This is a genomic window from Nocardia sp. NPDC056541 (assembly GCF_042794235.1).
Lineage (GTDB): Bacteria > Actinomycetota > Actinomycetes > Mycobacteriales > Mycobacteriaceae > Nocardia.
Genome location: NZ_JBHTUD010000014.1, coordinates 134495 through 157485, shown reverse-complemented (window position 1 = coordinate 157485; position 22991 = coordinate 134495). Strand labels below are relative to the sequence as shown.

The window sequence follows — 22991 nt, the reverse complement described above, 5'->3', positions numbered from 1 at the left end:
AAAGTCCGGCCGACGGTCGGTGAGCACCGGACTCAAGCCGGACGGGACGCCCCCGCCAGGTCATCGGGGGCCGAGATGCGCGCGACCGGACCCAGGTCGACCGGCATGTGCTCGAAACCGTGCAGCGTGAACAGGTTTCGACGGACCGGCTCGCCGCGCAAGCGCAGATTCGGGTAGCGGGTGTAGAGCGCGCGCAGGGCGTGAACCGCTTCCATCCTGGCCAGGCTCGCACCCAGGCAGGAGTGCACACCGCTACTGAACGCCAAGTGCTCCTTGGCATTACGGCGGTCGATGTCGAAGCGGTGCGGGTCGGGGAAGACCGCCGGGTCGCGGTTGGCCCCGGCCAGCGACAGGATCACCGTACTGTTCGCCCGCACTCGCACACCATCGATCTCGACATCCTCGAGCGTCTGGCGCGCGGTGGTCTGGACGGGAGGATCGAACCGCAGCGTTTCCTCCACCACGTCGGGCCAGCGTTCGGGATCGTCCTGGGCGAGGGCGAGCTGATCGGGATGGGCCGACAGCGCGGCGACCGCGTTGCCGATCAGGTTGACCGTCGTCTCGAAACCGGCGCCCATCAGCAGACTCGCGCCCGCCTGCAGTTCCCGCAGACTCAGATCACCCGAGCGGACCAGGGTGGACAGGATGTCCTCGCCCGGTGCGCGACGCAACGTGGCGATGTGGTCGGCCAGGTAGTCGTCCATGGTCTCGATCGCGGTCATCGCGGCTCGATAGGTTCGCCATGAGGTGCCGAGATCGAGCAACGGGGTCACTTTGTCGCCCCAGCGCAGAAACATCTCGCGGTCCGCGGGCGGGAAGCCGAGCATGTCGGCGATGATCGCGATCGGCACCCTGGCCGCGAAATCGGTGATCAGGTCGACCGAGCCGTTCGCGGGCATCGCCTCGAGCAGTTCGGCGGTGACCACCTCCACGCGCTCGCGCAGCCGAGCGATAGCGCGCGGGGTGAACGCCGACGCCACCGGCTTGCGCATCCGGGTGTGCTCCGGCGGGTCGAGGACCAGCATCGACGGCGGCTCGACCGGGTTGGGCGGCACCGTGACCACCCCGGCGAGCTTGCGCCACGCGGCGGGCAGATCCGCGTTGAGGGCAGGGCGCACACCGAATTCAGGGGCACGCAGAATCGCTCGGACCTGCGCGTGATCGAACGTGGCATAGGACACCGACGTCTTGATCAATCCGCCGCGACCACGCAGTTCATCGATCAGCGGATACGGATCGTGCAGGCCCCGCTGACCGCTGAGCAACGTCGAGAACGGATCGCCGCGACGCGCCTGCCAGCGAAGAATCGCGCGCGGCGCCCCGTGTTCGGCCGACCATCGAACCCAGTATTTCGCAATCATCGCCACCCCTGCCACTCTGCCGAAGTCTTGCTTCCACAGTACGGACGGGGTGTGACACGCGACACGTCCCCCAGGTGGACCCGAACCTATACCTGGGTAGGAGTCAGCGCCGGACGGTCACCTTCTCGCTGACGACCCGATGTTCGACACCGGCGGGATCGGGATTGACGACCTGCACCAGCGAGGCCCCGGCGAACAACACCGCGACGAAGCCGTCGATCAGCTCCTCCACCGTCTCCCACGGCGTACTCGACAGCACTCGGTCGCCAGCGGAAAAATCTTGCAGCGCAGCGGATTTCCGGGCCATCGTCAGCACTTCCGGCACCGAGAGGCCGTCGAGCGCGGCCCGAAAACCACCGGGCAGGAACTGATCGCCGTGCACGCGCACCGCGGTCGCGAAGTCGGTGACTCCGACCGGCAGGTCGCGCACCGGCGTCCCCATGGCGTCCAGCGACAGCACCGCCACCTCGTCGACACCGTCGGCGTCGTCGAGCCGGTCGGGCGTGACCAGCGCGAGGTCGGCGTCGGGATCGGGCGTGAGCACCACCTCGGTGCCGGCCCACCAGCAACCGAGCAGCACAGCGGCGGTCTGCCAGTGCGCGGGCAACAGCACCGCGACCCTGGCGCCCGGGGTGAGCGCGAATTCGTCGCGGATCAGGTTCGCGGTCTTGGCGGCCCAGTTGGCCAGCGTCAGCCCGGACAGTTCGATCCGCGCACCGGTGGCGTCGTCGTACCAGGTGACGCGCGGTCCGGCGGGATCACGTTCGAGAATGGGGTCGAGGAGGGCGTCGGTCAGGGTCGAATTCGGCTCACGCATGGGTCAATTCACACATTTCGGTCCGTTCTGGCCTGCGTCGATCGGCGGGGCGGGCGGTATCGGTGTCGCGGTCGCGGAGGATGTCGCGTCGAGATCGAACATGCCTGCCGCGGCCGAGCCGGGACCAGAATAGTCGCTCGCCAACACCACGCTCACTGTATCCGCCGACACCGTCTTGTCGGCGACCACCGTCAAGCCACCCAGCGCCTGCGCAACCGCCGCCGCCTTCGGGTCGTCGGCGTCGGCGGCCAGCACGCGGCTCGAGCTCACGCTGCCGCCGGTGTAGTTGCCGACCGTGCCTTCCCGGAATCCCTTGCCCGTCAGGGCAGTGGACACCTTGCCCGCGAGTCCGGTGGCGCCGCCCGCGTTGAGCACGTTCACCGTGACGGTCGAGGTATCGATCTTCGGAGCGGTGTCTTCCTCTTCCTTCTTCTCCTCCCCCACCAGACCGGCGACGAACCTCTGCACCGTCTTCGGGTCGACCTTCACCACCGACTCTCCGGCCGAGGTCATGCTGTTGAGATCGGAGACGGGAATGGTCTCGAATTCCACCTTGCCGCCGGACAGATCCTTGAGCTGCTGCAGGAAGGCCAGCACGTCCCAGTCGTCGTCGAGCACGACGGTGCGCCCGACCGCCTCGCTGATCTCGCTGAGCTTGCCCGGATTGGCCAGGGTCTTGGCGTTGAGCAGCTGGCCGACCAATTGCGCCATGAACACCTGCTGACGCACGATCCGGTCGATGTCACCGCGTTCGAGATCGTGGCGCTGGCGCACGAAACTCAATGCCTCCTGACCGTCCAGCCGCTGACGCCCGGCCGGGAAGTCCGCGCCCGACATCGGTTCGTCCACCGCCTGGTTCAGGCACACCTCGACACCGCCCACCGAGTCGGTGAGCAGCACGAAGCCGAGCAGGCTCACCTCGGCGTAGTGATCGACGGTGATGCCGGTCAGGGTCGCGACCGATTTGATCAGCGCCTGCCTGCCCGCCTTGGTCGACTCACGCTCGGCCTCGGCCTCGGACTTGCCGTCGGCGAGCAGTTCGGCGCGTTCGGTCTCCTTGGTCGAGCCGTACGCGGAGTTGATCTTGGCCTTGCCCTGGCCGCCGACATCGACGTAGGAGTCGCGCGGGATGGAGATCGCGGTGGCCGAGCGGCCGTCGTTGGGCACGCGGATCAGCACGATGGTGTCGGTGTTGGTGCCCACCTCGTCGCCCGCGTGCAGCATCGCGCGTTCGGCGTTGGTGAGCGGGTTGCCGTGTGCGTCGGTGCGGCTGTCGACGCCGACGAGCAGGATGTCGACAGCGCCGTCGCGCTCACCGCCGAGGCCGAGGCCGCCGATCCGGTCGATGTTGGCGATCAGGTTATCGACACTGCGCCAGGCGAATCCGGTGAGTGCCAGCACCAGCACCGCCGAAATCGCCACCATCAGTTTGGCCGGACCGAAGGTGCCCGCAGGCGCGCTGACCGGTCTTGTCGACTCTCGCACTCGTGCATCCTCTCGACGAACTCCGCGCCCGGCCCGCTCTTCCCCCGGCAAACTCCGCCTTTGTCGTTAACCCGGGCTCGTCCGAGGACACCGGCCATCACAGGCTAACCAACAGTTACCACACTCGGGCCCAACCGCACGTGCCCCGGCGTGCCAGACTGGCCGCGTGAACGTCGATTTCCCCGCCCCCGCTCACCTGATCGTAACCGGCGCACATGGTCTGCTGGGGCGACAGATCCTGCGCCTGGCACCCGAGGCGCGCGGCTTCGGACGGGTCGAACTCGACATCACCGACCGCGCCGCCGTCGACGCCGTCCTCACTTCGGGGGCCGTACTGATCAACTGCGCGGCCTACACCGCGGTCGACGCCGCCGAAACCGACGTCGACGCCGCCTTCGCCGCCAACGCAACCGGACCGGGCGTCCTGGCCGCCGCCTGCGCCGCGGCGGGCGCGCGGCTGATCCACGTGTCCACCGACTACGTCTTCCCCGGGACCGCGCGCACCCCGTACGAACCCGACGACCCCACCGGACCGGACACCGTCTACGGCCGATCCAAGCTCGCCGGTGAGCAGGCGGTGCTCGCGCTGGGCGCCCAGGTCGTGCGCACCGCCTGGGTCTACTCCGGTGTCGAGGGGGATTTCGTCGCGACGATGCGCAGGCTGGAGGCCGAACGCGACACCGTCACCGTGGTGAACGACCAGCTCGGCTCTCCCACCAGCGCCGCCGATCTCGCCGCGGGCCTGCTCGAATTGAGCACCCGCCCCGACGCCCCCCGTGTGCTGCACGCCACCAATTCCGGCACCGCCACCTGGTTCGACCTCGCCGCGGCGGTCTTCACCGACCTGGGCGCCGACCCGAACCGGGTACTGCCGTGCGCGTCCAGCGAATTCCCCAGACCCGCACCGCGCCCGGCGTATTCGGTGCTGTCCCCCGCCGCCTGGAACGCGGCGGGCCTCACCCCGCTGCGCCCCTGGCGTATCGCACTCACCGACACACTGCGCCGGTTGTCCGACTAGGCTCCGCAGTCGTGAACGCAGCAGACGCAGCCGATTCTCCAGCCACCGCCGGCCTTGCCGTGGTCACGGTGACCTATTCACCGGGTGAGCACCTCGAGCACTTCATCACCACTCTCGCCGACGCGACCAGCGAGAAGCCGCAGGTGATCCTGGCCGACAACGGCTCGACCGACGGCGTCCCCGAACTCGTCGCCGAGGCCAACTCGCACGTGACGCTGCTGCACACCGGCGGCAATATCGGCTACGGCGGCGCCATCAACCGGGCCGTCGCCGAGATCGATCCGTCCATCGAATTCGTCATCCTGGCCAACCCGGACATCCGCTGGGGCGTCGACTCCATCGACAAGATGCTCGAAGCCGCCGCACGCTGGCCGCGGGCGGGCGCGATCGGGCCGATGGTTCGTGAGCCCGACGGCAGCATCTACCCGTCCGCACGCCGGGTCCCCGGCCTCGCTGATGGCGCCGGGCACGCGATCCTGGGCTCGATCTGGCCGAAGAACCCCTGGTCGGTGCGCTACCGCCAGGAGAACGAGCAGATCTCCGAGCGGGTGGTCGGCTGGCTGTCCGGCTCCTGCCTGCTGGTGCGCCGCGCCGCCTTCGACACCATCGACGGTTTCGACTCGCGCTACTTCATGTACATGGAGGACGTGGACTTCGGTGACCGCATGGGCAAGGCGGGCTGGCACAATGTATTCGTCCCGGACGCCGAGGTGACCCACGCCAAGGGTCATGCCGCGGGCAAGCATCCCGAATTGATGCTGCCCGCCCACCACGCCAGCGCCTACCGCTTCCAGGCGGACCGGCATCCGCACTGGTGGCAGGCACCGTTGCGGGGCGCGTTGCGGGCCGGACTTGCGGTTCGCTCCAAGATTGCGGTTCGATCGGCGCTGCGTGAGCAAGCGCGAACCGGAGCCTGAGTAGGTACCGGTCCACTGTGAACAGGGGAAACTCGATGGCAGGCAATGCAGGCACCGACGCGGTCATCCTCGTCGGCGGACAGGGCACGCGGCTGCGTCCGCTCACCCTCTCGGCGCCCAAGCCCATGCTGCCGACGGCCGGGCTGCCGTTCTTGACCCACCTGCTGGCCAGGATCGCCGAAGCCGGGATCACCCACGTGGTGCTCGGTACGTCCTTCAAGGCCGAGGTCTTCGAAGAGCACTTCGGTGACGGCTCGGAGCTGGGCCTGGACCTGGAGTACGTAACCGAGACCGAACCGCTCGGCACCGGCGGCGGTATCCGCAATGTGCTGCCCAAGCTGCGCGCGGACAACGTGATGGTGTTCAACGGCGACGTTCTCGGCGGCACCGATCTCGGTGCGATCCTCGACACCCACGAGTCGACCAACGCCGACGTCACCCTGCACCTGGTCCGCGTCAGCGACCCGCGCGCCTTCGGTTGCGTGCCGACCGACGACGACGGCCGGGTCACCGCGTTCCTGGAGAAGACCCAGGATCCGCCGACCGACCAGATCAACGCGGGTTGCTACGTGTTCCGCCGCGAGTACATCGAGAAGATCCCCACGGGTCGCCCCGTCTCGGTGGAACGCGAGGTCTTCCCCGCGCTCCTGGCCGAGGGCGCCCGCGTCCAGGGCCACGTCGACGCCTCCTACTGGCGCGATATGGGCACCCCGGAGGACTTCGTGCGCGGCTCCGCGGATCTGGTCCGCGGCATCGCTCCCTCCCCCGCTCTGCCCGGCCAGCGTGGCGAGTCTCTCGTCCACCCCGGCGCGGGTGTGGCACCGGGCGCGCTGCTGATCGGCGGGACCGTGGTCGGGCGCGGCGCGGAAATCGGCGCGGGTGCGCGACTGGACGGCGCGGTGATCTTCGACGGCGCGGTGGTCGAGGCGGGCGCTACCGTCGAACGCTCGATCATCGGCTTCGGTGCCCGCATCGGCCCCCGCGCACTGGTTCGCGACGGTGTGATCGGTGACGGCGCCCATGTCGGCGCCCGCTGCGAGCTCCTGCGTGGCGCCCGGGTGTGGCCCGGCGTGGTCATCCCCGACGGCGGCATCCGCTTCTCCACCGACGTCTGATCCTCGCGACGCCGGGTCACCGCCGATTCCCTCGGCCGGCGACCCGGCGTCGTGCTGTTCACGCGAGCCCATACGCCTCACGGAAGACATTGCGCTCCCTGGCTCGGCGGCCCGGATGCTCGCGTCGCTCGGCCGGATGACCGACCGCCAGCAGCAGCGCGATCGCGAGATCGTCACGGTCGCCGATCCCGATCGTCTTCTTCACCTTCGCTTCGTCCCAGCCGTTCATCGGTGCGGTGGCCAGCCCCAGCTCGGTGGCCGCCAGCATCACGTAGGTCGCCGCGATCATGGCGTCCTTGACCGCGTATTCACGCAGTAGCCCGCGCCGCGCGAGATCGGTCTGGAACTCCTGTGACGCCGAGGCGAACATCTCGATGAACTCCTCGGTCCACGCGCCGTTGCCGCGAGCCTGGTCGTAGACGTCGCGATGGTCCGCGCGCCAGGACTCCGGTTCGGCGACGAACACCAGCATCAGTGGCGCCTCCCGCGATTGGGGCTGGTCACCGGTCGCCCAGGCCAGACCGGCCCGACCTGCCTCGCTCGTGATGGCGACGATGGCGCGATCCTGCAAGTTCCAGCTGGTGGGCGCCTCGATGGCGAGATCGAGCAGCACCTCGAGATCGGTCGTCGAAACCGGATCCGGGCGGTAGTGGCGGACGGTGCGTCGGGTGCGGATCGCTTCGGCGACCGACAGAGTTTTCGATGTCATGCACCCACTATCAGAGAGTCACTCTCCATTGGGAAGTAGGCACTAAATAGTGCGTTACTATCCCCCGATGACAACCTTCGTGGAGTCCTCGGGTCTGCCCGCCGACGCCTACTCGGCGAAGTGCCCGACCCGCCAGGTGCTCGATCACATCGCGGGCAAATGGACGATCCTGGTGATCGACGCGCTCCTCGACGGCACGCAGCGCTACACCGACCTCAACCGGCGCATCGAGGGCGTCTCCCAGAAGATGCTCACCCAGACGTTGCGCAGTCTCGAGGCCGACGGATTCGTCACCCGCACGGTGTATCCCACGATTCCGCCCAGGGTCGACTACGCACTCACCGCGCTGGGTCGCAGCCTCGCCGAGCCGATCACCGCCCTGCGGCAGTGGACCGAGACCCACATCAACGAGATCGAACGCGCTCGCGCCGGGTCTAGCTGAAGCCGACGGCGTGGTCACCCCAGGCGGTGTGGAGGTCGGCGTCGGGGTTGTCCACGATGCGGTCGATGGTGTCGATCAGCAGGGTGGTGCGGGCGGTGGGGCGGTAGCGGGGCCAGTGCTTGGAGCCGTCGATGGCGGCGGGGACACTGTGTTCGGCGAAGGCCAGCCAGCGGCGCTGCATGCGGCCCGAGACCGCGACCGAGGCCTTGCGTCCACCGAGCCAGAAGGTGGGGTCGTGGTTCAAGGTGCCGAAATTGCCGAAGACATACGGTAATTCGGTGGCGTGACCGGCTCCCACCCTGGCCGCCTTCAACATCGGGGTGGCGTAGTCGAAGCGGTACATCCAGGTCGGCGAATGCTGGGCATGCCCCTCGGCGACCCAGGCCGCGGGCATCCGGAAGGCCGCGTCGGTCGACATCGCCAGTGCGCCACGGGTTTTGGTGAGGTCAGGGTAGGCGGAGGTGATCTCGGCGATCCGCTCGGGCGACATCTCCGGATGCGAGGCGGCGACGTCGCGCAGCATCGCGTTCACCGCGTCGGGCGTCACCGGCATGATCGGTGAGCGCAGCACCCGAAACAGCGACGCCTCATCGCGATTGGTGCCGATCAGCAACGGCACCCGATGCGAATGTCCCTGCTGGAATCGGTCGATCGGGTAGCCGGGCAACAGGTCCGCGTCGACGACCGGTGCCGCGGCGAGCCTGCCCGGTTCCTTGATGGGCACCTCGTCCAGCAGCACGGACCCGATCTCGACGAGCTGTTCGATCGGCAATTCCAGCAACCGATTCGCCTCGCCGGGCCCGAGTTCGAGCAGCTCGAGATAGCGCTGCCCGACGACCGCCGCCCGTTCCTGCCCGAAAACCGTGGTAGCGGGCGGGCTCTGGGCGATCGCCTGGTGGAACAGCCCGGCCGCGGCGGGCGAGGTGAGCAGCGCGGTGACGCATCCCGCGCCCGAGGACTCACCGAAGAGGGTCACGTTGCCCGGATCACCACCGAAGGCGGCGATATTGTCTCGCACCCACGCGAGGGCGGCGAGCTGATCGTGCAGGCCGAGGTTCGCGGTGAACTGCTCACCGAACGAGGACAGGTCGAGGAAGCCGAACACCCCGATGCGGTAGTTCACCGAGACGACCACCACGTCGCCCGCCTCGGCCAGCTTGCGTCCGTCGTAGATGGTCTGGGCGGCGGTGCCGAGGCAGTAGGCGCCGCCGTGCACCCAGACCATGACCGGACGCGGTGCGTCGTCGCTGGGCTCGGGCCGCGGTGACCAGACGTTGACCCACAGACAGTCCTCGCCCATCTGCAGGTCGGAATCCACCGGCACCATCGCACCCATGGCCTGCGGTGCGATATCGCCGAACACCACACAGTCGCGCACGCCGTCCCAGGGTTTCGGGGGTTCGGGTTTCGCGAAACGAGCGGGCCCAGCGGGAGCGGCGGCGTAGGGAATGCTGCGCCATACGGCGACCGGTCCATCCCAGGTTCCACCGACCGTGCCGTACTCGGTCTCCGCCAGTGGGTCGGCATCACGGGTCCGCGTGTCCGGGTCGAAATCGGGCTGAATGCTCATCGCACACCTCCTAGCCGGCACGACCGCACGGGTGCCTGTGTATTTGCTCCCGCTGGTCGCAGCACCTGGTGACTTCCTACGAGCGTACGTGGATACCGCCCGAACGCGTGCCCTACGCGCCATTTCCGCAGGTAACAGTTACTCCGCGGTACACGCGAAAGTCCCGTTCCGCGCCGACACCCGGCGGTCGTGACGCGGGTTCGGCGGCGGATGCCGCCCCTGCCCACCACTCCCGGGTGGACCGAGGTCGGCCACCAGCCGGATCTCCCCCACCGGACAGCGGCCGACCTCTCGCCGATTAGCTGGAAATGTGCTGGGCTTCGTCACCGACATAGGCGGCCCACAGGCGCCGATACGGTCCATCGACGGCCACCAGCTCGGCATGAGCGCCGATCTGCACGAGCTTGCCCCCGCCGACCACCGCGATCAGATCGGCATCAGCGGCGGTGGCGAGCCGATGCGCGACGACGATCGTGGTGCGGCCCGCGGTCAGCACGTCGACCGCGGCACGCACCCGTGCCTCGGTGGCCAGATCCAGCGAGGCGGTGGCCTCGTCCAGGATGAGGATGTCCGGGTCGATGAGCTGCGCCCTGGCCAATGCCAGCAGCTGCCGCTGCCCGGCCGACAGACTGCGCCCGTGCGCGCCGATCGGCTGGTAGTACCCGTGTTCGAGCGCCGCGATCATCTCGTGCGCCCCGACCGCGCGGGCGGCCCACTCGATCTCGGCGGGCTCGGCATCGGGGTTGCCGTAGGCGATGGCCTCGCGCACGGTGTCGCCGAACAGGAACGGCTCCTGCGGGACGACACCGAGACGTTTGCGGAAGTCGCGCAGCCGGAACCGGCGGATGTCGACACCGTCGACGAGAACCGCTCCCTCGGTCGGGTCGTAGTACCTGGCGAGCAGCTTGACCAGCGTCGATTTGCCCGCCCCGGTCTCTCCCACCAGGGCCACCTTCTGGCCCGGCTCGATCCGCAGGTCCAGTCCGTCGAGCACCGTGCGAGCCCGCGACGAGTACCCGAAACTCACCGCGCGCAGTTCGATCGCGCCGTCCAGGCCGGTCACCGGGAGCGGATCGGCGGCCTCGGGGGTGTCGACGGGGGTGCGCAGCAGGTCACCGATGCGGTCGACGCCGACCACCGCCTGCTGATAGCTGTCGAACACCTGCGAGAGCTGCTGGATCGGGGCGAACAGCAACTCGATGTAGAGCAGGAACGCGATGAGCGTGCCCGCGGTGAGCACGTCGTCGCGCACCTGGTGTACGCCCACCGCGAGCACCGCGGCCGTGGCGATCACCGACATCAGCTCGATGCACGGGAAGAACACCGCCATCAGCACCTGCGAACGCAGCCGCGCGTCGCGGTAGGCCCACGACCTGCGCTCGAACTCGTTCTGGTTCACCGACTCCCGGCGGAACGCCTGGGTGACGGTGATGTTGTCGACGTTCTCCTGCAGATACGCGTTGACGGCGCTGACCCGCTCCCTGGCCAGGTTGTACGCGGGAATCGACGCGCGCCGGAAGGCCACGGTCGCCACGCCGAGCACCGGCAGCAACACGAGGACCACCACGGCCAGCTCGGCGTCGATCACCAGGAGTGCGGCGACCACGCCCGCGATGGTGACCGTGCTGGTGAGCGCGGTGGCCAGGCCGGTCTGCAGAAACGCCGACAGCCCGTCCACGTCGGTGGTCATCCTGGTCATGATCCGGCCACCGAGCTCGCGCTCGTAATACTGCAGGCCGAGCCGTTGCAGGTGGGCGAAGGTCTTGAGGCGCAGACCGTAGAGCAGCCGCTCCCCGACCCGCCCGGTGACGCGCACCTGGGCGACGCTGATCGCCCAGTCCACCACCACGACCACGATCGCCAGCGCGGCCGCGCCGATCACCACGTCGCGCGCACCGGCCAGGACGCCGTGATCGATGCCGTAGCGCACCAGGAACGGGATCAGCACCTGGGCGATGGCATCGAGTCCGACCAGACCGAGTCCGGCGAGCAGCGGCCAGGTGAACGGGCGAAGCAGTCGCGGCAGGGAGAACGCGGTGTCCGGGGTGTGGGAGAACGACGGGTCGACCTCGGGTTCGCCGGACACCGGCGGCAGCCGGTCGAGCAGGGCGACGATATCGCCGCTGGGTGGCGCGCTCGCCATCATGCCCCCGCCCGCGCCACCGCCGGGACCCGCGGGCGCGCCGGCCGAGCGCCGCGCGAACGCCTTGGCCAGGTGTTCCATCGTGCGGTCGTCGTCGGAGTCGACTTCCGGTGCCACCCAGAGCTCTTCGGTGGCGACCCGCGTGCTGTCGCGGTGCGGATCGACGCCGATGCCGACGACTTCCGGCGGCGTGAACAGGGCCCGGAACAGCTCACCGGACTGCTGTAGTTCGCGCAGTGTGCCCAGTTCGGCGACGCGACCGCCGTCGAGAACCGCGACCCGATCGGCGAGCGCCAGGGTCGAGATCCGGTGCGCGACGACGATGGTCGTACGCTTGCGCAGCTCGGCGCCGATCCGCCGGTAGATCTGTTCCTCCACCTGGGCGTCGATGGCGGAGGTGGCGTCGTCGAGCACCAGGACCGGCGCCTCGGTGAGCAGGGCCCGGGCGAGCGCGATGCGCTGGCGCTGACCACCCGAGAGCCGTTGTCCGCGTTCACCGATGGTGGTGTCGATGCCCTGCGGCAGGGCGGTGACGAATTCGTCGGCCGCGGCCAGATACAGCGCGTGCCAGACCTGTTCGTCGCTCGCGTCGGGTCTGCCGTAGGCGACGTTGGCCCGGATCGAATCGGCCATCAGGTGCGTGTCCTCGAAGACCATCGCCACCTGCGCGCGTGGGTCGGGCAGCATTCGCAGGTCGATCCCGTCGAAGCGCACCGCGCCGGAATCGGGCTCGAGCAGGGCGGGCAGCAACGACACCAGGATCGACTTGCCGCTGCCCGCACCACCCGCGACGGCGACGGTCTCGCCCGAGCCGATCCGCAGGTCGACGCCGTCCAGGATCATCGTGTCGTCGAAACCGAAAGTGACCGCGTCGAATTCGATCGACGGCGGCTCGGTGGCGCCGAGTCCGCTCGAGGCGGCGACCGGCGTCCCCGCCGCGCCGGGCGCCGCGCCCGCGTCGTCCGGCGCTTCGATCACCTCGCGCACCCGGTCGAGGGACGCCTTGCCCTGCTGGCTCACGGTCAGCAGCATCGAGAACTGCCGCACCGGCCCCACGAAAGCGCCCAGATAGGTCATGAACGCGAGAAACGTGCCGAGCGTGATGGATTGGCGCAGCGCGAGCAACCCGCCGACGATCAGGATCAGCGCCTGCCCCGCCGCGGGCACCGCCTGCACGACGGGGGTGAACCGGCTGGTGATCCGGGCGACCCGCAACCGCGACCGGTACAGCACCCGCGCACGCGCGCCCAGCTGATCCAGCTCGTATTGCTCCTGCCCGAAACCCTTCACCACCCGCACACCGGCCACGGCGGCCTCGACCTGCATCGCCACTTCGGCGGCCCGCGCCTGCGCGTCCCAGTTCGCGGGGAACAGTTGACGCTGGCTGCGCCGGGTGACGATCCACAGCCCCGGCAGCACGACCAGCGCGATCAGGGTGAGCGCAGGCGACATCACGGCCATCAGCACCAGCACCGCCAGCAGCAGCGCCACATTGCCCGCGATCATCGGGATGAGCTGCAGGAACATCTGGATCAACGTGACATCGGTGATCGCCCTGCTCACCACCTGCCCGGTGCGCAACTGTGCCTGCTCGCGCCCGTTGAGCCGCAGCAACGCGGCGAACAGGTCACGGCGCAGGTCGTGTTGCACCCCCAGCGACAGCTCGGAGGAGGCCACCCGGCGCGCGTACGACGACGCGAACCTGGCCACCCCGATCACCAGCAACAGCACCACCCACGGCGTCACCGACGCCGCGGTGGCACTGAGCGTGTCGACCACATGCCGCACCACCAGCGGCAGCGCCGCGGTGAGCAGTGCCGCCGCCAGCGCACCGGTGTAGCTGACGATCACCAGCCGCCGGTGCTCGAGACAGCGGCGGGTCAGGTACCGGATCCAGTCCGATCTCATCGGGCGGCCACGAGCGCGTCCGCGTCGTCGAACTGGTTCGCCGGTCGCGCGAGACCGTAGTGGCCGCGCAACGTGGTCTCGGTGTACTCGGTGCGGAACAGGCCGCGCTCCTGCAGGATCGGGACCACCTCGTCGACGAAGCGCTCGAGCCCCGAGGGCAGTACCGCGGGCATGATGTTGAAGCCGTCGGCGGCGCCCTGGCGGAACCAGTCCTCGATGGCGTCGGCCACCTGGACCGCGGTGCCCGCGAAGGTGCGGTGCCCGCGTCCGCCACCGAGCCGGGCGATCAGCTCGCGCACCGTGAGCCGTTCGCGCCGAGCCAGATTCACGATCAGGGTGAAGCGGCTCTTGGCACCCTCGATGTCGTCCTCGGTGGGCAGTTCCTCGGGGAGCTCACTGTCGAGGTCGAGCTCGTCGACGGGCAGCTTGAACCGCTCGGCGAGTTGCTTGCGCGCGTATTCGGGCGAGATCAGCCGCGCCAGTTCCTCGTCGAGTGCGCGGGCCTGCTCCTCGGTGTCGCCGATGATCGGGACGATGCCGGGCAGGATCTTGATGCTCTCCGGGTCGCGGCCCGCGGCGACGGTGCGGGCCTTGAGGTCGGTGTAGAAGGCCTTGGCATCGTCGAGCGTCTGCTGCGCGGTGAACACGGCTTCGGCGTAGCGGGCGGCGAACTCCTTGCCGTCCTCCGATGATCCCGCCTGCACCAGCAGCGGATATCCCTGCGGGGAACGCGGCAGGTTCAGCGGGCCGTCCACTCGGAAGTGCTCGCCGTGGTGCAGGATCTTGCGCACCTTCGAGGCATCGGTGTGGATGCCGAGTTCCTTGTCGGCCAGGATGGCGTCGTCGTCCCAGCTGTCCCACAGTTTCGTTGCCACGTCGACGAATTCGGCGGCCTTCTCGTAGCGCAGCCGATGGTCGGGGGTGTCGTCGAGGCCGAAGTTGCGGGCCGCGTCGGCACCGGCGGTGGTGACGATGTTCCAGCCTGCCCTGCCGTTGCTCGCCCAGTCCACCGAGGCGAACCGGCGCGCGAGGTTGTAGGGGTCGTTGTAGCTGGTGGAGGCCGTGGCGATGAGGCCGATCCGGCTGGTCTGCACGGCGACCGCGGTCAGGATGACGGTCGGCTCCAGCTTGCCGCTCGGCCGACGACCGGGGTCGCCCATCAGTACCGGGCTGTCGGCGAAGAAGATCGAGTCGAGCTTGCCGCGCTCGGCGGTCTGGGCGAGCCGGACGTAGTAGTTGATGTCGGTGTGCGCGTGGGGATCGCTCTCCGGCAGCCGCCAGGCCGCCTCGTGGTGACCGACCGACATCAGGAAAGCGTTGAGGTGCAGTTTCTTCGACATGATGGGTGCCTTTCAGGCCGCGGTCTCGGCAAGCCCGAGTGCGGTGAGCAGAGTGCGGCGGATGCGCTGGAACGCGGGCTGGCTCGGATCACGCTCGCCGGGCAGGTCGACCGGAATGTCCACCGCGAGCTTTCCGTCGTCGAGCACGATCACCCGGTCGGCCAGTGCGACAGCCTCGTCGACATCGTGGGTGACCAGCAGCACGGTCGGACGATGCCGGCTGATCAGGTCGCGCAGCAGAGCGTGCATCTTGATCCGGGTGAGCGCGTCGAGCGCGCCGAAGGGTTCGTCGGCCAGCAGCAGATCCGGTTCGCCGACCAAGGAGCGGGCCAGCGACACTCGTTGCTGCTCACCGCCGGAGAGCTCTCTGGGCCAGGCGCGTTCCCGACCGGCCAGGCCGACCTCGGCCAGGACCTGCTCGCCGGCGGCGCGGCGCGTGCGCGGCTGCCCGTAGAGCACGTTCGGCAGCACCCGCTGCCAGGGCAGCAGCCGTGAATCCTGGAACACCACCGAGGTCTTCGCCGGGATGCGCAGTGTGCCGCCGCCGTCGACGTCGTAGTCCAGCCCGGCGAGCGCCCGCAGCAACGTGCTCTTGCCGGAGCCGCTGCGTCCGAGCAAGGCGACGAACTGGCCGGGCGCGATGGTCAGGTCGATCGAGTCGAGCACCGTGCGATCGCCGAATCTTCGCGTGAGCGAGCGCACTTCGACACCCACGACCTTCGGCTCGCTCACCCCGCGATAGTGCGTCGCCATGACAGCACCCTCCGTTCCACCAGGCGGATCGCCGAATCCGAGGCCAGGCCGAAGACGGCGTAGACGACCAAGCCGACCAGGATCACATCGGCCTGCCCGTAGTTCTGCGCGTTCGACATCATCTTGCCGAGACCGTCGATGGCGTTGACCGTCTCGACCACGATCAGCACCAGCCAAGCACTGGTGACCGACATCCGCAGACCGAGGAAGAAGCCGGGCAGCGATCCGGGCAGCACCACGCTGCGAATGAACTCCGCGCGTGAAACGCCTTGCACCTCCGACAGTTCCACCAGTTTCTGGTCGATCGTGGTGAGTGAGGCGTGGGTCTGGATGTACATGTGCACGACCACGCCCAGGGTGATGAGCACGAGCTTGAATTCCTCGCCGATACCGAGCCACAGGATCATCAGCGGAATCAGGCCGAGGGTGGGAATGGCCCGCTTGATCTGGACCGGGCCGTCGATGAGCGATTCACCCCACCGGGAAAGTCCCGCGATCACGGCGAGCGTGGTGCCGATGAGCACGCCGAGGACCATGCCGATCAGCACCCGTTGCAGCGACACCCCCAGGTTGGCCAGCAGTGGCCCGTCGACCAGCAACTCCCAGCCGGTCGCCAGGACAGTCCACGGCGCTGACAGTTTGCGCGGGTCGATCAGTTCGAGCAGTGAACCCGCGGCCCAGGCCGCGACCGCCAGGACCACACCGAGCAGGCGGGCGGCGGGGAAGGCCTTGCGCAGTCCGAGCCGGCGCAGCGTGCGCCGCTCGACGAATCCGTCACCGGACGGTGCGGAAACCGGAATCGCGGTGCGAGACAGGGCGATGGTCATTGCTGCCCCTTGGTGCGATAGGGCGCAGGCACCGCGTCGAACGCGATCTTCTCGAATCGGCGGTCGAACAGTTCGCCGGCGGGGAAGGAATTACCGAAGAAGCCGGCTTTGGTCACCAGATCGATCGTCTCCTGTTCCCAGGTGATCGCCTCGTTCCAATTCTCCGGGAAATACGGCTTTTCCGTCGTGGCGACAATGCGTTTACCGTCCTCGGCCGAGACCGACTGATCTTTGACGTAGTACGCGTCGATCCATTCCGTGGGATGCTCCCAGGCCCAGACTTCGCCGCGTGCCCAGAATTTCACGAATTCGGCGACGGCAGCGGCTTTGCTGTCGTCACGCAGCACCGAGGTCGGCGCCCACAGCACGGTCAGCGCGTCGACGGCGGGAGTGTCGATCGCGGTGGCGCCGTCGACGCGGTACTTGTCGAGGTATTTGGTCAGAGTCGGTTCGCCGAACGGGGCGACATCGATTTCCTTGGCCTGCAGGGCAGTGAGGAACTTCGTGCTCGGCAGCTCCACGAGCTGCACCTCGTCGGTGCGGATGCCCGCCGCCTTCAGCGTGCGCAACACCACCAACCCCTGCGCCTGGCCCGGCGAGAAGCCGATCTTCTTCCCGCGCAGCCCATCGAGGTTGGTAAAGGTCGATCCGGGGGCGGTGGCCAGCTTGTACAGCGGGGTCGTGCGCACCTTGACACCGACGATCTTCGCGTCGAGCCCGCTGGCGTGCGCGTGGATCGGCGGAATGCCCGCGTTGGTGGCCAGGTCGACCGAGCCACCGCGGAAAGCCTGGATGACATCGGGACCGGCCTGCACGGCGGGCCACGACGACACCGTGAACCCGAGCTTGTTCAGTTCTCCCGACGCGGTCAGCGCCACTTTGGCGGTATTGGCCGCGACCGCGAGCGAGACCCCGGCGGGGACCTGGGTGGGCAGCGGATTCGTCAGCGCGGCGCCGCCCTCGTCACCGGTGGCGCAGGAGACCGCGAGCAGCGAAGCCGCCGCGGCGAGAAGTGCTATTCGTCGAATATTTTTACGCAAGGTGATTTCCCGAATTTGATGGAAGAATTGTCGGCGACGGAATTCGAACCGCGACAACACAGCACATCCGACGTAACCCGGGCGACGCCGGACTGCATTTTGTTCATAGTGTCAACTGTCGCGGGTGACGCCGCTTCCGGTCAATATTCGACTGTCTTAAAATAACCACGAATCAAACTGCCTGCGCGACAACCGTGCTCAGGGGATCACTGAACAACTCCTGCAACACCACCCCGGCCGCCGCCATCACCAGCACCTGACCGGGGAACGTCGACGCGAAGATCACCTCGGACGGGTCGGCGCCGATGGTCGAGTGGGCGCGCACCGCGTCGTCGTAGGCTTCGCGGACGCCGGGAACCGTGATCAGGCCACGGTCTATCAGTACCAGCGCTTCCGGATCGATCAGATCGATCAGTGCCGCGGCGACCTCGCCCATCACCGTGGCGCGCTCGATGAAGTACTCGCGTTCCGGGCCACCCGCCGCGGCCGCCGCCACCAATGCGGGGAAGCCGTCGTACCGGCCGGCCGCTTCGGCACGCGCCAGCAACGCGTGGTCACCGAGAGCCTCGAGCGCGAATCTGTCGGTCGTGCCGAGCAATCGGGCGATGGAGCCCGCCCCGAAATGTGGCCCGCAGTGGACGCGGCCGTGCACGGCGATGGCGGCGTCGATGACATTGCCGACGAACAGCACGATCGAGCTCGCCGAGCCACGCAGGCGTCCGTAGAGCTGCTCGGCGTGCACCGTCGCGCGGGTATGGCTGTCCACACTGACCGGTAAACCCGTTCGGGCACTCAGGTATTCGCGCACCGGCACATCACGCCAGCGCAGGTAGGAGTGTTCGACGACCGAACCGGTGGCGGTGTCGACACGGCCGCCGATCGCCACCCCGAGCCCGCGGATCCGCACCTGGTCGGCAAGGGCGGCCCCGACCGCGCGCACTCGCTCCAGCACGGCGTCGAGGATGTCGTACGGGGCATGGGTGCGATGGGGCACCTGCTCGCTGTGCAGCACCGCACCGGCGATGTCGACCACCGCGACGGTGATCTGCACCGCCGCGATGTGCACCGCGATCACCACATTGCCGACCGCGTCCAGCGCGATCGGACTGTGTGGCCTGCCAACGCCACCCGGCCCGGGTGACTCCGGCAGTTCGACGAGCAGTCCCGCCTCGACCAGCGCCCGGCTCTGCCAGGTGACCGTGGCCGGGGAAACCCCGGCGTGTCTGGCCACCACGCTGCGCGGTGCCGACCCGAGGTCGAGCACCGCCCGCAATACCGCCCCCGCGCTACTGTTCGCCATGCGCCACCTCGCCATCACCGCTGTTCGCTCACGGTACGGAGCGCAGCGGCCACGACGAAGCGTTCGGCGCAGCGTGATCGCAAGCATCGGCCTTACACTGGGCCGATGCCGAACTACAGCTTCCGGTGTCGCTCCTGTGGCGACACGTTCGACGTCAACCGGCCGATGGCGCAGTCCTCGGATCCGGCCACGTGCCCGGTCGGCCACGACGACACCGTCAAACTGCTCACCACCTTCGCGGCGGTGGGACGCGGCTCGGCGCCCGCCCCCGCGCCCGCGCCACGTCCGGCGGGTGGGGGCTGCTGCGGTGGCGGCGGCTGCTGCTGACCCCGCCGGTTGCCCGGCCGTCAGTCGCGGCGGTCGACGTGGCCGAGGTCGCGATCGGGTGCGATCCGGTCGCGCACGCGCTGCTTGAGGACGGCGATATCGGGAAAACCGCCGTCCGCCTTGCGTTCCCAGAGTTGTTCGCCGTCGAGGGTGATGCGGAAGATGCCGCCCTGACCGGGCACGAGCGCCACCTCACCGAGTTCGGTGGCGAACGTGGTGAGCAGTTCCTGCGCCATCCAGCTCGCGCGCAGCAGCCAGCGGCATTGGGTGCAGTATTCGATCGCGATACGGGACACCCGAGCAGTATCCCCTGATCAGGCCTGGAATGTCCCGTCGAGGTAGACCCAGGCCCTGTCGACCCGCACGAAGGTACTCAGCTCGTGCATCGTGTCCCGCGCGCCGTCGAGTGTGTAGTGGGCGATGAACTCCACGGTGCCGTTGTCGTCGAACGGCCCGCCACGCTGCGTGCCCACGATTTCGAGGAACAGCCATCGCTGGTCCGGATCGAGGTCGAGCTCGGCCGGGCGGGTACTGGGGTGCCACGAGCGCAGCAGGTAGTCCACATCGCCGACGACGTAGGCGGTGTAGCGCGAACGCATCAGCGTCTCCGCGGTCGGCGCGGCCTTCTCCCCGGCCAGAATCGGTCCACAGCAGGCATCGAACGACTCACCTCGACGACACGGACACGCTCTCACTTCACCCATACCGTCATCCTGCCGGACCCAACCCCCACGCCACGCACAGGTCCGCTCGGTCCGCTGGCGCTGGTCACCCGAACGGCTGGTGCGCGAGGGGCGCGAGCTCCAACGCCCGCGCCAGCTCCGCGGTCTGATCCCGCCAACGCCGCAGATCGGTGACACTGGGCGCCATCTCGTAGTCGAGATGATGCGCCGCCCGCGACAGCGCCGCCCACAACGCACCGACCTGACCGGCGGTCTCCGGCCCCGCGTACACCCGCAACGCGAGCAGCTGCGCCCGCATCGGACACCGCATCAGCTCCGGCGCCACCTGCGCCCACAGCTGGTCCACCGCCTGCTCGAGCGCCAACCGCAGGATCCAGGCCACCGCCCGCGACCACACCCCGCCGGCGTCCGATACCGACCCGTCCAACAGGTTCTCGGCGGCTTCCAGCCGCTGCGCCACCGAGGGCCGTGGGCTGAACTTCGCGCGAGCCGGCCTGCCGCGACGATTCACGACCCCACCGTACCGGCACGGGAGCGCGCGGCCATCACCTCTCGTCGGCCGCGAAGACGCCTACCGGAGTCTCCGGCGAGCCCACTCATGGGCGCACCGCCGCCGGCTCGTGCGCCCGCAGCCAGGTGATGAATCGTTCCGTGTCACTGATCAACTCGCGCATCGGACGATCGATCGGCACGTGCGCTCCCGCGGTCGCATCGCGAAGGACGCCGACGAGCCAGCGTCCGCCGACCGCGCTCAGGTGCTTGTTCAGGTCGTCCACGCGGGCGCCGACACCCATGATGGCGAGGGTGATCATGGCACGGGTGGTGTGCGCGTTGCGCACGCGCCGCTCCACTTCCCCGTGCTCGAGGCCCACCGCCAGGAGTTCCTGGCGGGCTTTCGCCAGCCCGGCCGCTTCGATCGCCGAACGGCAGCAGGTAGCGACGAGCTCATCGGCGATCGCCGGGGGGAGTTGCGGTGTGCGCAGCAGGGATCGGGCATCGTCGAGATAGCGGCGGACCGGGTCGCCGGTCACCCTGACCTCGACGATCGAACGCTCGCGACGCTGCACCTCGAGCACTGTCGCGTCGAGCTGCATGCGGCGCACCGCCTCGGCGAGACGCTCGTCATGGGTGAACACCACCACCTGCCGCGAGGCCGCCACCTCGGCGAGCACCCTGGCCAGCCCGTCCACCTTCGCGGGATCCATCGCCTGCACCGGGTCGTCGATCATCACGAACCGGAAAGGGCTGTGCGCCACCGTGGCTCGCGGCAGGAACAGCGACAGTCCGAGCGCGTGCAGCTCCCCCTGGCTCATCACGCCGAGCGCCGCGCCGTCCACCTCGTCGACGGTCACATCGAGCAGCACCCGCCGCGCGGTGCCCGCGCTGCCCTGCAACCGAATCGCCCCGAGCTCGACATTGCTCTGCTGCCGCAGGGTGCTCCACACCCACCGTGCCGTGGTCTCCAGCGGCCGCATCCGCTCCTCGCGGATCGTCGCCGTCGCCGCCTTGAGCCACTCGGCCGCCTTCTTCACCACCCGCAGTTCGCTCGCGTGGTCGGCGACGGCGCGGGCGGGGTCGAGCCACGCGAGAACGCGCGGGACCAACGGCGACCACACCGCGTCCAGACGGTCCAGTTCAGTGCGCGTATCCCGTTGCAGTGCGGCGAGTTCCGCGGTGAGGTCGGCGTGAATCGTGCGCAGCCGGTCCGGGAGCCGGCCTTCGTAGTCGGCCGTCGCGAGCGCGGCCCACTCCGACCAGAGCTGTCCGACGATGTCGCGCTGTTTACGCAACGAGTCCGACGTGGCGTACGGCGCGGGCGCATCCGCCCGGCGCCCCGCCGGATCGAACACCGGCCCCGAGAGCCTCACTGCGCCGGCACCGACCGCGATTGCCGAACCGAACTCGATCGGCAGGTCTGCGGGGAGGTTGCGGGCCGCTGTCAGAGCCGTGTCGAATTCCGCCGTGGCCGACTGTAGGGCCGCGAGTTCCCTAGTGCGGTAGATGATTTCGGTATCGGCGGCGGCGAGCCAGTCGGCGTCGAGTTCGTCGCGTCCACAGACCGGGCAGGGGCACGAACCTGCCGTCGAGACGTGTGCGCGCGCCCGCGTGAGCAATTCGAGCACTCGCAGATCGGCTTCGGTATCGACGGTCTCGTGGCGCGCCACATTCCGGGCTGCTTCGGCGAGTCGATCGGTCGTGGCGGCAACCCGCGCGACATCGGGCAACGACAGACGCAGGATCGCGCGCAAACCCTCCGGCCCGTCGATGCCGAGGACCGAGCCGGCCACCGCGCCCGCCACCGCGTCGAGATCGGGGTCCGGCGTGCGCAACAGGTCGGCCACGGCACGGGCGCGTTCGTCATCGGCCTCGGCCAGCTCGACCAGCAGGTCGGCGCGGGACTGGCGCGAATCCTTCACGGCGCGTTCGAGTTCGAGCTTGCGCAATCGGATCTGTTCGGCCGCGGCCGCCAGCTCGTCCAGGCCGAGCAGGCGATGCAGCGCGTCGAACAGGTCGCTCGGCTTCCCGTCGACGAGCGCGCCGAGCTCGCTGTAGGACAGGAACGGCCGGTACAGATCGAGTCGCCTGCGCCGTCCGTGCGGGTCGACCGAGGCCGCCGGTTCGGATCCACGCCGCTCGGTCCACCGCGCGTCGGCCAGGTCCGCACTCGGGTCCCAGCTGGTCGCAACCGAGAGTGCGGGGTCGTCGCCCGCCGTGAGCAGCTCGACGTCGATCCGGGCGGTCTCGGGTTCGTGCAGGTTGCGCCATCCCTCGCGCCAGGTGGTCGAGCGACCGTCCCAGCGGCGATTCCCACCGGTCAACGCGAATTCCGCGGCCTCGGCGAAACTCGATTTCCCGCTGCCGTTGCGACCGACCACCAGGGTCAGGCCGGGCCCCGGATTCAATCGCAGCGTCGCCGCGGGACCGATTCCCCGGAAACCCTGCACGGTGATCGACCGCAGAAAGACCCCGGTATCACCGGAATCCGTTGCGGCCGAGTCACCGTCGACAGCTGTGAGCGCGGCGAGCACGCAATCGGCGACCCGTTCCTCCACTGCCGGGTCGGCGGCGAGCTCGCGCGCGACCACCTCGGCGATCCGATCCGAGCACACTTGCGACATCCCCCTTCGCGTCGGCGCGCAACGCGGCGATCCTGGTTGAAACGCTACCCGATCGCCGGATGTTCGCCCAGGGGATGCGCAGGGCCCTCAGCGAATCTGCCCGCGGGAGTGGAATGG

20 protein-coding genes are annotated in these 22991 nt (G+C 68.9%); 5 read left to right on the top strand and 15 right to left on the bottom strand.

Annotated elements, in window-relative coordinates; translation table 11 throughout:
- Positions 1-32: 32 nt before the first annotated feature.
- From ACFQ9R_RS24365 to ACFQ9R_RS24355, 3 genes are all read right to left on the bottom strand, one after another.
- A complete protein-coding gene (locus ACFQ9R_RS24365) occupies positions 33-1361 on the bottom strand; it encodes a cytochrome P450 (protein WP_378993569.1) in 1329 nt (442 codons plus the stop codon).
- Positions 1362-1464: 103 nt separating this feature from the next.
- Positions 1465-2178: a TIGR03089 family protein gene (locus ACFQ9R_RS24360; RefSeq protein WP_378993507.1), complete on the bottom strand. Its 714-nt coding sequence runs from the start codon at positions 2176-2178 to the stop codon at positions 1465-1467.
- Positions 2179-2181: 3 nt separating this feature from the next.
- Positions 2182-3603, bottom strand: coding sequence for an LCP family protein (locus ACFQ9R_RS24355; protein ID WP_378993568.1), 1422 nt, complete (start codon positions 3601-3603; stop codon positions 2182-2184).
- Between the two features lie 226 nt (positions 3604-3829).
- On the opposite strand from ACFQ9R_RS24355, the gene rfbD reads away from it, so the two are divergent.
- The 3 genes from rfbD to ACFQ9R_RS24340 are packed head-to-tail and all read left to right on the top strand — an operon-like array spanning position 3830 to position 6713.
- Positions 3830-4681 carry a dTDP-4-dehydrorhamnose reductase gene (gene rfbD, locus ACFQ9R_RS24350; RefSeq protein ID WP_378993506.1) on the top strand — a complete coding sequence of 284 codons (852 nt, stop codon included), beginning with the start codon at positions 3830-3832 and terminating at the stop codon, positions 4679-4681.
- Between the two features lie 11 nt (positions 4682-4692).
- Entirely contained in the window at positions 4693-5598 is a 906-nt protein-coding gene (locus ACFQ9R_RS24345) for a glycosyltransferase family 2 protein (RefSeq protein ID WP_378993505.1), read from the top strand.
- 35 nt (positions 5599-5633) lie between these two features.
- Entirely contained in the window at positions 5634-6713 is a 1080-nt protein-coding gene (locus ACFQ9R_RS24340) for a sugar phosphate nucleotidyltransferase (RefSeq protein ID WP_378993504.1), read from the top strand.
- Positions 6714-6771: 58 nt separating this feature from the next.
- Here ACFQ9R_RS24340 and ACFQ9R_RS24335 read toward each other — a convergent pair whose 3' ends face one another.
- Positions 6772-7422, bottom strand: a complete 651-nt coding sequence (locus ACFQ9R_RS24335; protein ID WP_378993503.1) for a nitroreductase family protein — start codon at positions 7420-7422, stop codon at positions 6772-6774.
- Positions 7423-7489: 67 nt separating this feature from the next.
- On the opposite strand from ACFQ9R_RS24335, the gene ACFQ9R_RS24330 reads away from it, so the two are divergent.
- Entirely contained in the window at positions 7490-7864 is a 375-nt protein-coding gene (locus ACFQ9R_RS24330) for a winged helix-turn-helix transcriptional regulator (protein ID WP_378993502.1), read from the top strand.
- Here ACFQ9R_RS24330 and ACFQ9R_RS24325 read toward each other — a convergent pair.
- From ACFQ9R_RS24325 to ACFQ9R_RS24295, 7 genes are all read right to left on the bottom strand, one after another.
- Complete coding sequence (locus tag ACFQ9R_RS24325) at positions 7857-9434, bottom strand: carboxylesterase/lipase family protein (RefSeq protein ID WP_378993501.1); 1578 nt, start codon at positions 9432-9434, stop codon at positions 7857-7859. The two genes, ACFQ9R_RS24330 and ACFQ9R_RS24325, sit on opposite strands and share 8 nt — an antisense overlap.
- A 298-nt stretch (positions 9435-9732) precedes the next feature.
- Positions 9733-13485 (bottom strand): ABC transporter ATP-binding protein, encoded by a 3753-nt coding sequence (locus ACFQ9R_RS24320; protein WP_378993499.1) that lies wholly within the window; start codon positions 13483-13485, stop codon positions 9733-9735.
- Positions 13482-14825: an LLM class flavin-dependent oxidoreductase gene (locus ACFQ9R_RS24315; RefSeq protein ID WP_378993498.1), complete on the bottom strand. Its 1344-nt coding sequence runs from the start codon at positions 14823-14825 to the stop codon at positions 13482-13484. Before ACFQ9R_RS24315 ends, ACFQ9R_RS24320 begins: the two co-directional genes overlap by 4 nt.
- Before the next feature lie 12 nt (positions 14826-14837).
- Positions 14838-15578 (bottom strand): ABC transporter ATP-binding protein, encoded by a 741-nt coding sequence (locus ACFQ9R_RS24310; RefSeq protein WP_378993496.1) that lies wholly within the window; start codon positions 15576-15578, stop codon positions 14838-14840.
- The gene (locus tag ACFQ9R_RS24305; protein WP_378993495.1) at positions 15554-16405 is read right to left on the bottom strand and encodes an ABC transporter permease; all 852 of its coding nucleotides are present in this window, start codon (positions 16403-16405) and stop codon (positions 15554-15556) included. The genes ACFQ9R_RS24310 and ACFQ9R_RS24305 overlap by 25 nt, the downstream gene beginning before the upstream one ends.
- Positions 16402-17445 (bottom strand): ABC transporter substrate-binding protein, encoded by a 1044-nt coding sequence (locus ACFQ9R_RS24300; RefSeq protein ID WP_378993493.1) that lies wholly within the window; start codon positions 17443-17445, stop codon positions 16402-16404. The genes ACFQ9R_RS24305 and ACFQ9R_RS24300 overlap by 4 nt, the downstream gene beginning before the upstream one ends.
- A 172-nt stretch (positions 17446-17617) precedes the next feature.
- Positions 17618-18745, bottom strand: coding sequence for an ROK family protein (locus ACFQ9R_RS24295; protein ID WP_378993491.1), 1128 nt, complete (start codon positions 18743-18745; stop codon positions 17618-17620).
- A 105-nt stretch (positions 18746-18850) separates the two neighbouring features.
- On the opposite strand from ACFQ9R_RS24295, the gene ACFQ9R_RS24290 reads away from it, so the two are divergent.
- Positions 18851-19072, top strand: a complete 222-nt coding sequence (locus ACFQ9R_RS24290) for a zinc ribbon domain-containing protein (RefSeq protein ID WP_378916873.1) — start codon at positions 18851-18853, stop codon at positions 19070-19072.
- 20 nt (positions 19073-19092) lie between these two features.
- Here the strand turns inward: ACFQ9R_RS24290 and ACFQ9R_RS24285 are convergent, their stop codons facing one another.
- The 4 genes from ACFQ9R_RS24285 to ACFQ9R_RS24270 all read right to left on the bottom strand — a co-directional run bounded on the left by ACFQ9R_RS24285 (position 19093) and on the right by ACFQ9R_RS24270 (position 22874).
- The gene (locus tag ACFQ9R_RS24285) at positions 19093-19368 is read right to left on the bottom strand and encodes a SelT/SelW/SelH family protein (RefSeq protein ID WP_378993489.1); all 276 of its coding nucleotides are present in this window, start codon (positions 19366-19368) and stop codon (positions 19093-19095) included.
- 18 nt (positions 19369-19386) lie between these two features.
- Positions 19387-19776, bottom strand: coding sequence for a YchJ family protein (locus tag ACFQ9R_RS24280; protein WP_378993488.1), 390 nt, complete (start codon positions 19774-19776; stop codon positions 19387-19389).
- Between the two features lie 64 nt (positions 19777-19840).
- The gene (locus ACFQ9R_RS24275) at positions 19841-20266 is read right to left on the bottom strand and encodes a hypothetical protein (RefSeq protein WP_170112314.1); all 426 of its coding nucleotides are present in this window, start codon (positions 20264-20266) and stop codon (positions 19841-19843) included.
- A gap of 85 nt (positions 20267-20351) precedes the next feature.
- Complete coding sequence (locus tag ACFQ9R_RS24270) at positions 20352-22874, bottom strand: AAA family ATPase (RefSeq protein WP_378993487.1); 2523 nt, start codon at positions 22872-22874, stop codon at positions 20352-20354.
- Positions 22875-22991 lie beyond the last annotated feature (117 nt).

Coding starts and splice junctions, on each gene's coding strand:
- ACFQ9R_RS24310 (WP_378993496.1), bottom strand. CDS start 15,578: ATGGCGACGCACTATCGCGGGGTGAGCGAGCCGAAGGTCGTGGGTGTC.
- ACFQ9R_RS24360 (WP_378993507.1), bottom strand. CDS start 2,178: ATGCGTGAGCCGAATTCGACCCTGACCGACGCCCTCCTCGACCCCATT.
- ACFQ9R_RS24295 (WP_378993491.1), bottom strand. CDS start 18,745: ATGGCGAACAGTAGCGCGGGGGCGGTATTGCGGGCGGTGCTCGACCTC.
- ACFQ9R_RS24340 (WP_378993504.1), top strand. CDS start 5,634: ATGGCAGGCAATGCAGGCACCGACGCGGTCATCCTCGTCGGCGGACAG.
- ACFQ9R_RS24305 (WP_378993495.1), bottom strand. CDS start 16,405: ATGACCATCGCCCTGTCTCGCACCGCGATTCCGGTTTCCGCACCGTCC.
- ACFQ9R_RS24325 (WP_378993501.1), bottom strand. CDS start 9,434: ATGAGCATTCAGCCCGATTTCGACCCGGACACGCGGACCCGTGATGCC.
- ACFQ9R_RS24335 (WP_378993503.1), bottom strand. CDS start 7,422: ATGACATCGAAAACTCTGTCGGTCGCCGAAGCGATCCGCACCCGACGC.
- ACFQ9R_RS24330 (WP_378993502.1), top strand. CDS start 7,490: ATGACAACCTTCGTGGAGTCCTCGGGTCTGCCCGCCGACGCCTACTCG.
- ACFQ9R_RS24270 (WP_378993487.1), bottom strand. CDS start 22,874: ATGTCGCAAGTGTGCTCGGATCGGATCGCCGAGGTGGTCGCGCGCGAG.
- ACFQ9R_RS24320 (WP_378993499.1), bottom strand. CDS start 13,485: ATGAGATCGGACTGGATCCGGTACCTGACCCGCCGCTGTCTCGAGCAC.
- ACFQ9R_RS24280 (WP_378993488.1), bottom strand. CDS start 19,776: ATGGGTGAAGTGAGAGCGTGTCCGTGTCGTCGAGGTGAGTCGTTCGAT.
- ACFQ9R_RS24315 (WP_378993498.1), bottom strand. CDS start 14,825: ATGTCGAAGAAACTGCACCTCAACGCTTTCCTGATGTCGGTCGGTCAC.
- ACFQ9R_RS24365 (WP_378993569.1), bottom strand. CDS start 1,361: ATGATTGCGAAATACTGGGTTCGATGGTCGGCCGAACACGGGGCGCCG.
- ACFQ9R_RS24355 (WP_378993568.1), bottom strand. CDS start 3,603: ATGGTGGCGATTTCGGCGGTGCTGGTGCTGGCACTCACCGGATTCGCC.
- ACFQ9R_RS24290 (WP_378916873.1), top strand. CDS start 18,851: ATGCCGAACTACAGCTTCCGGTGTCGCTCCTGTGGCGACACGTTCGAC.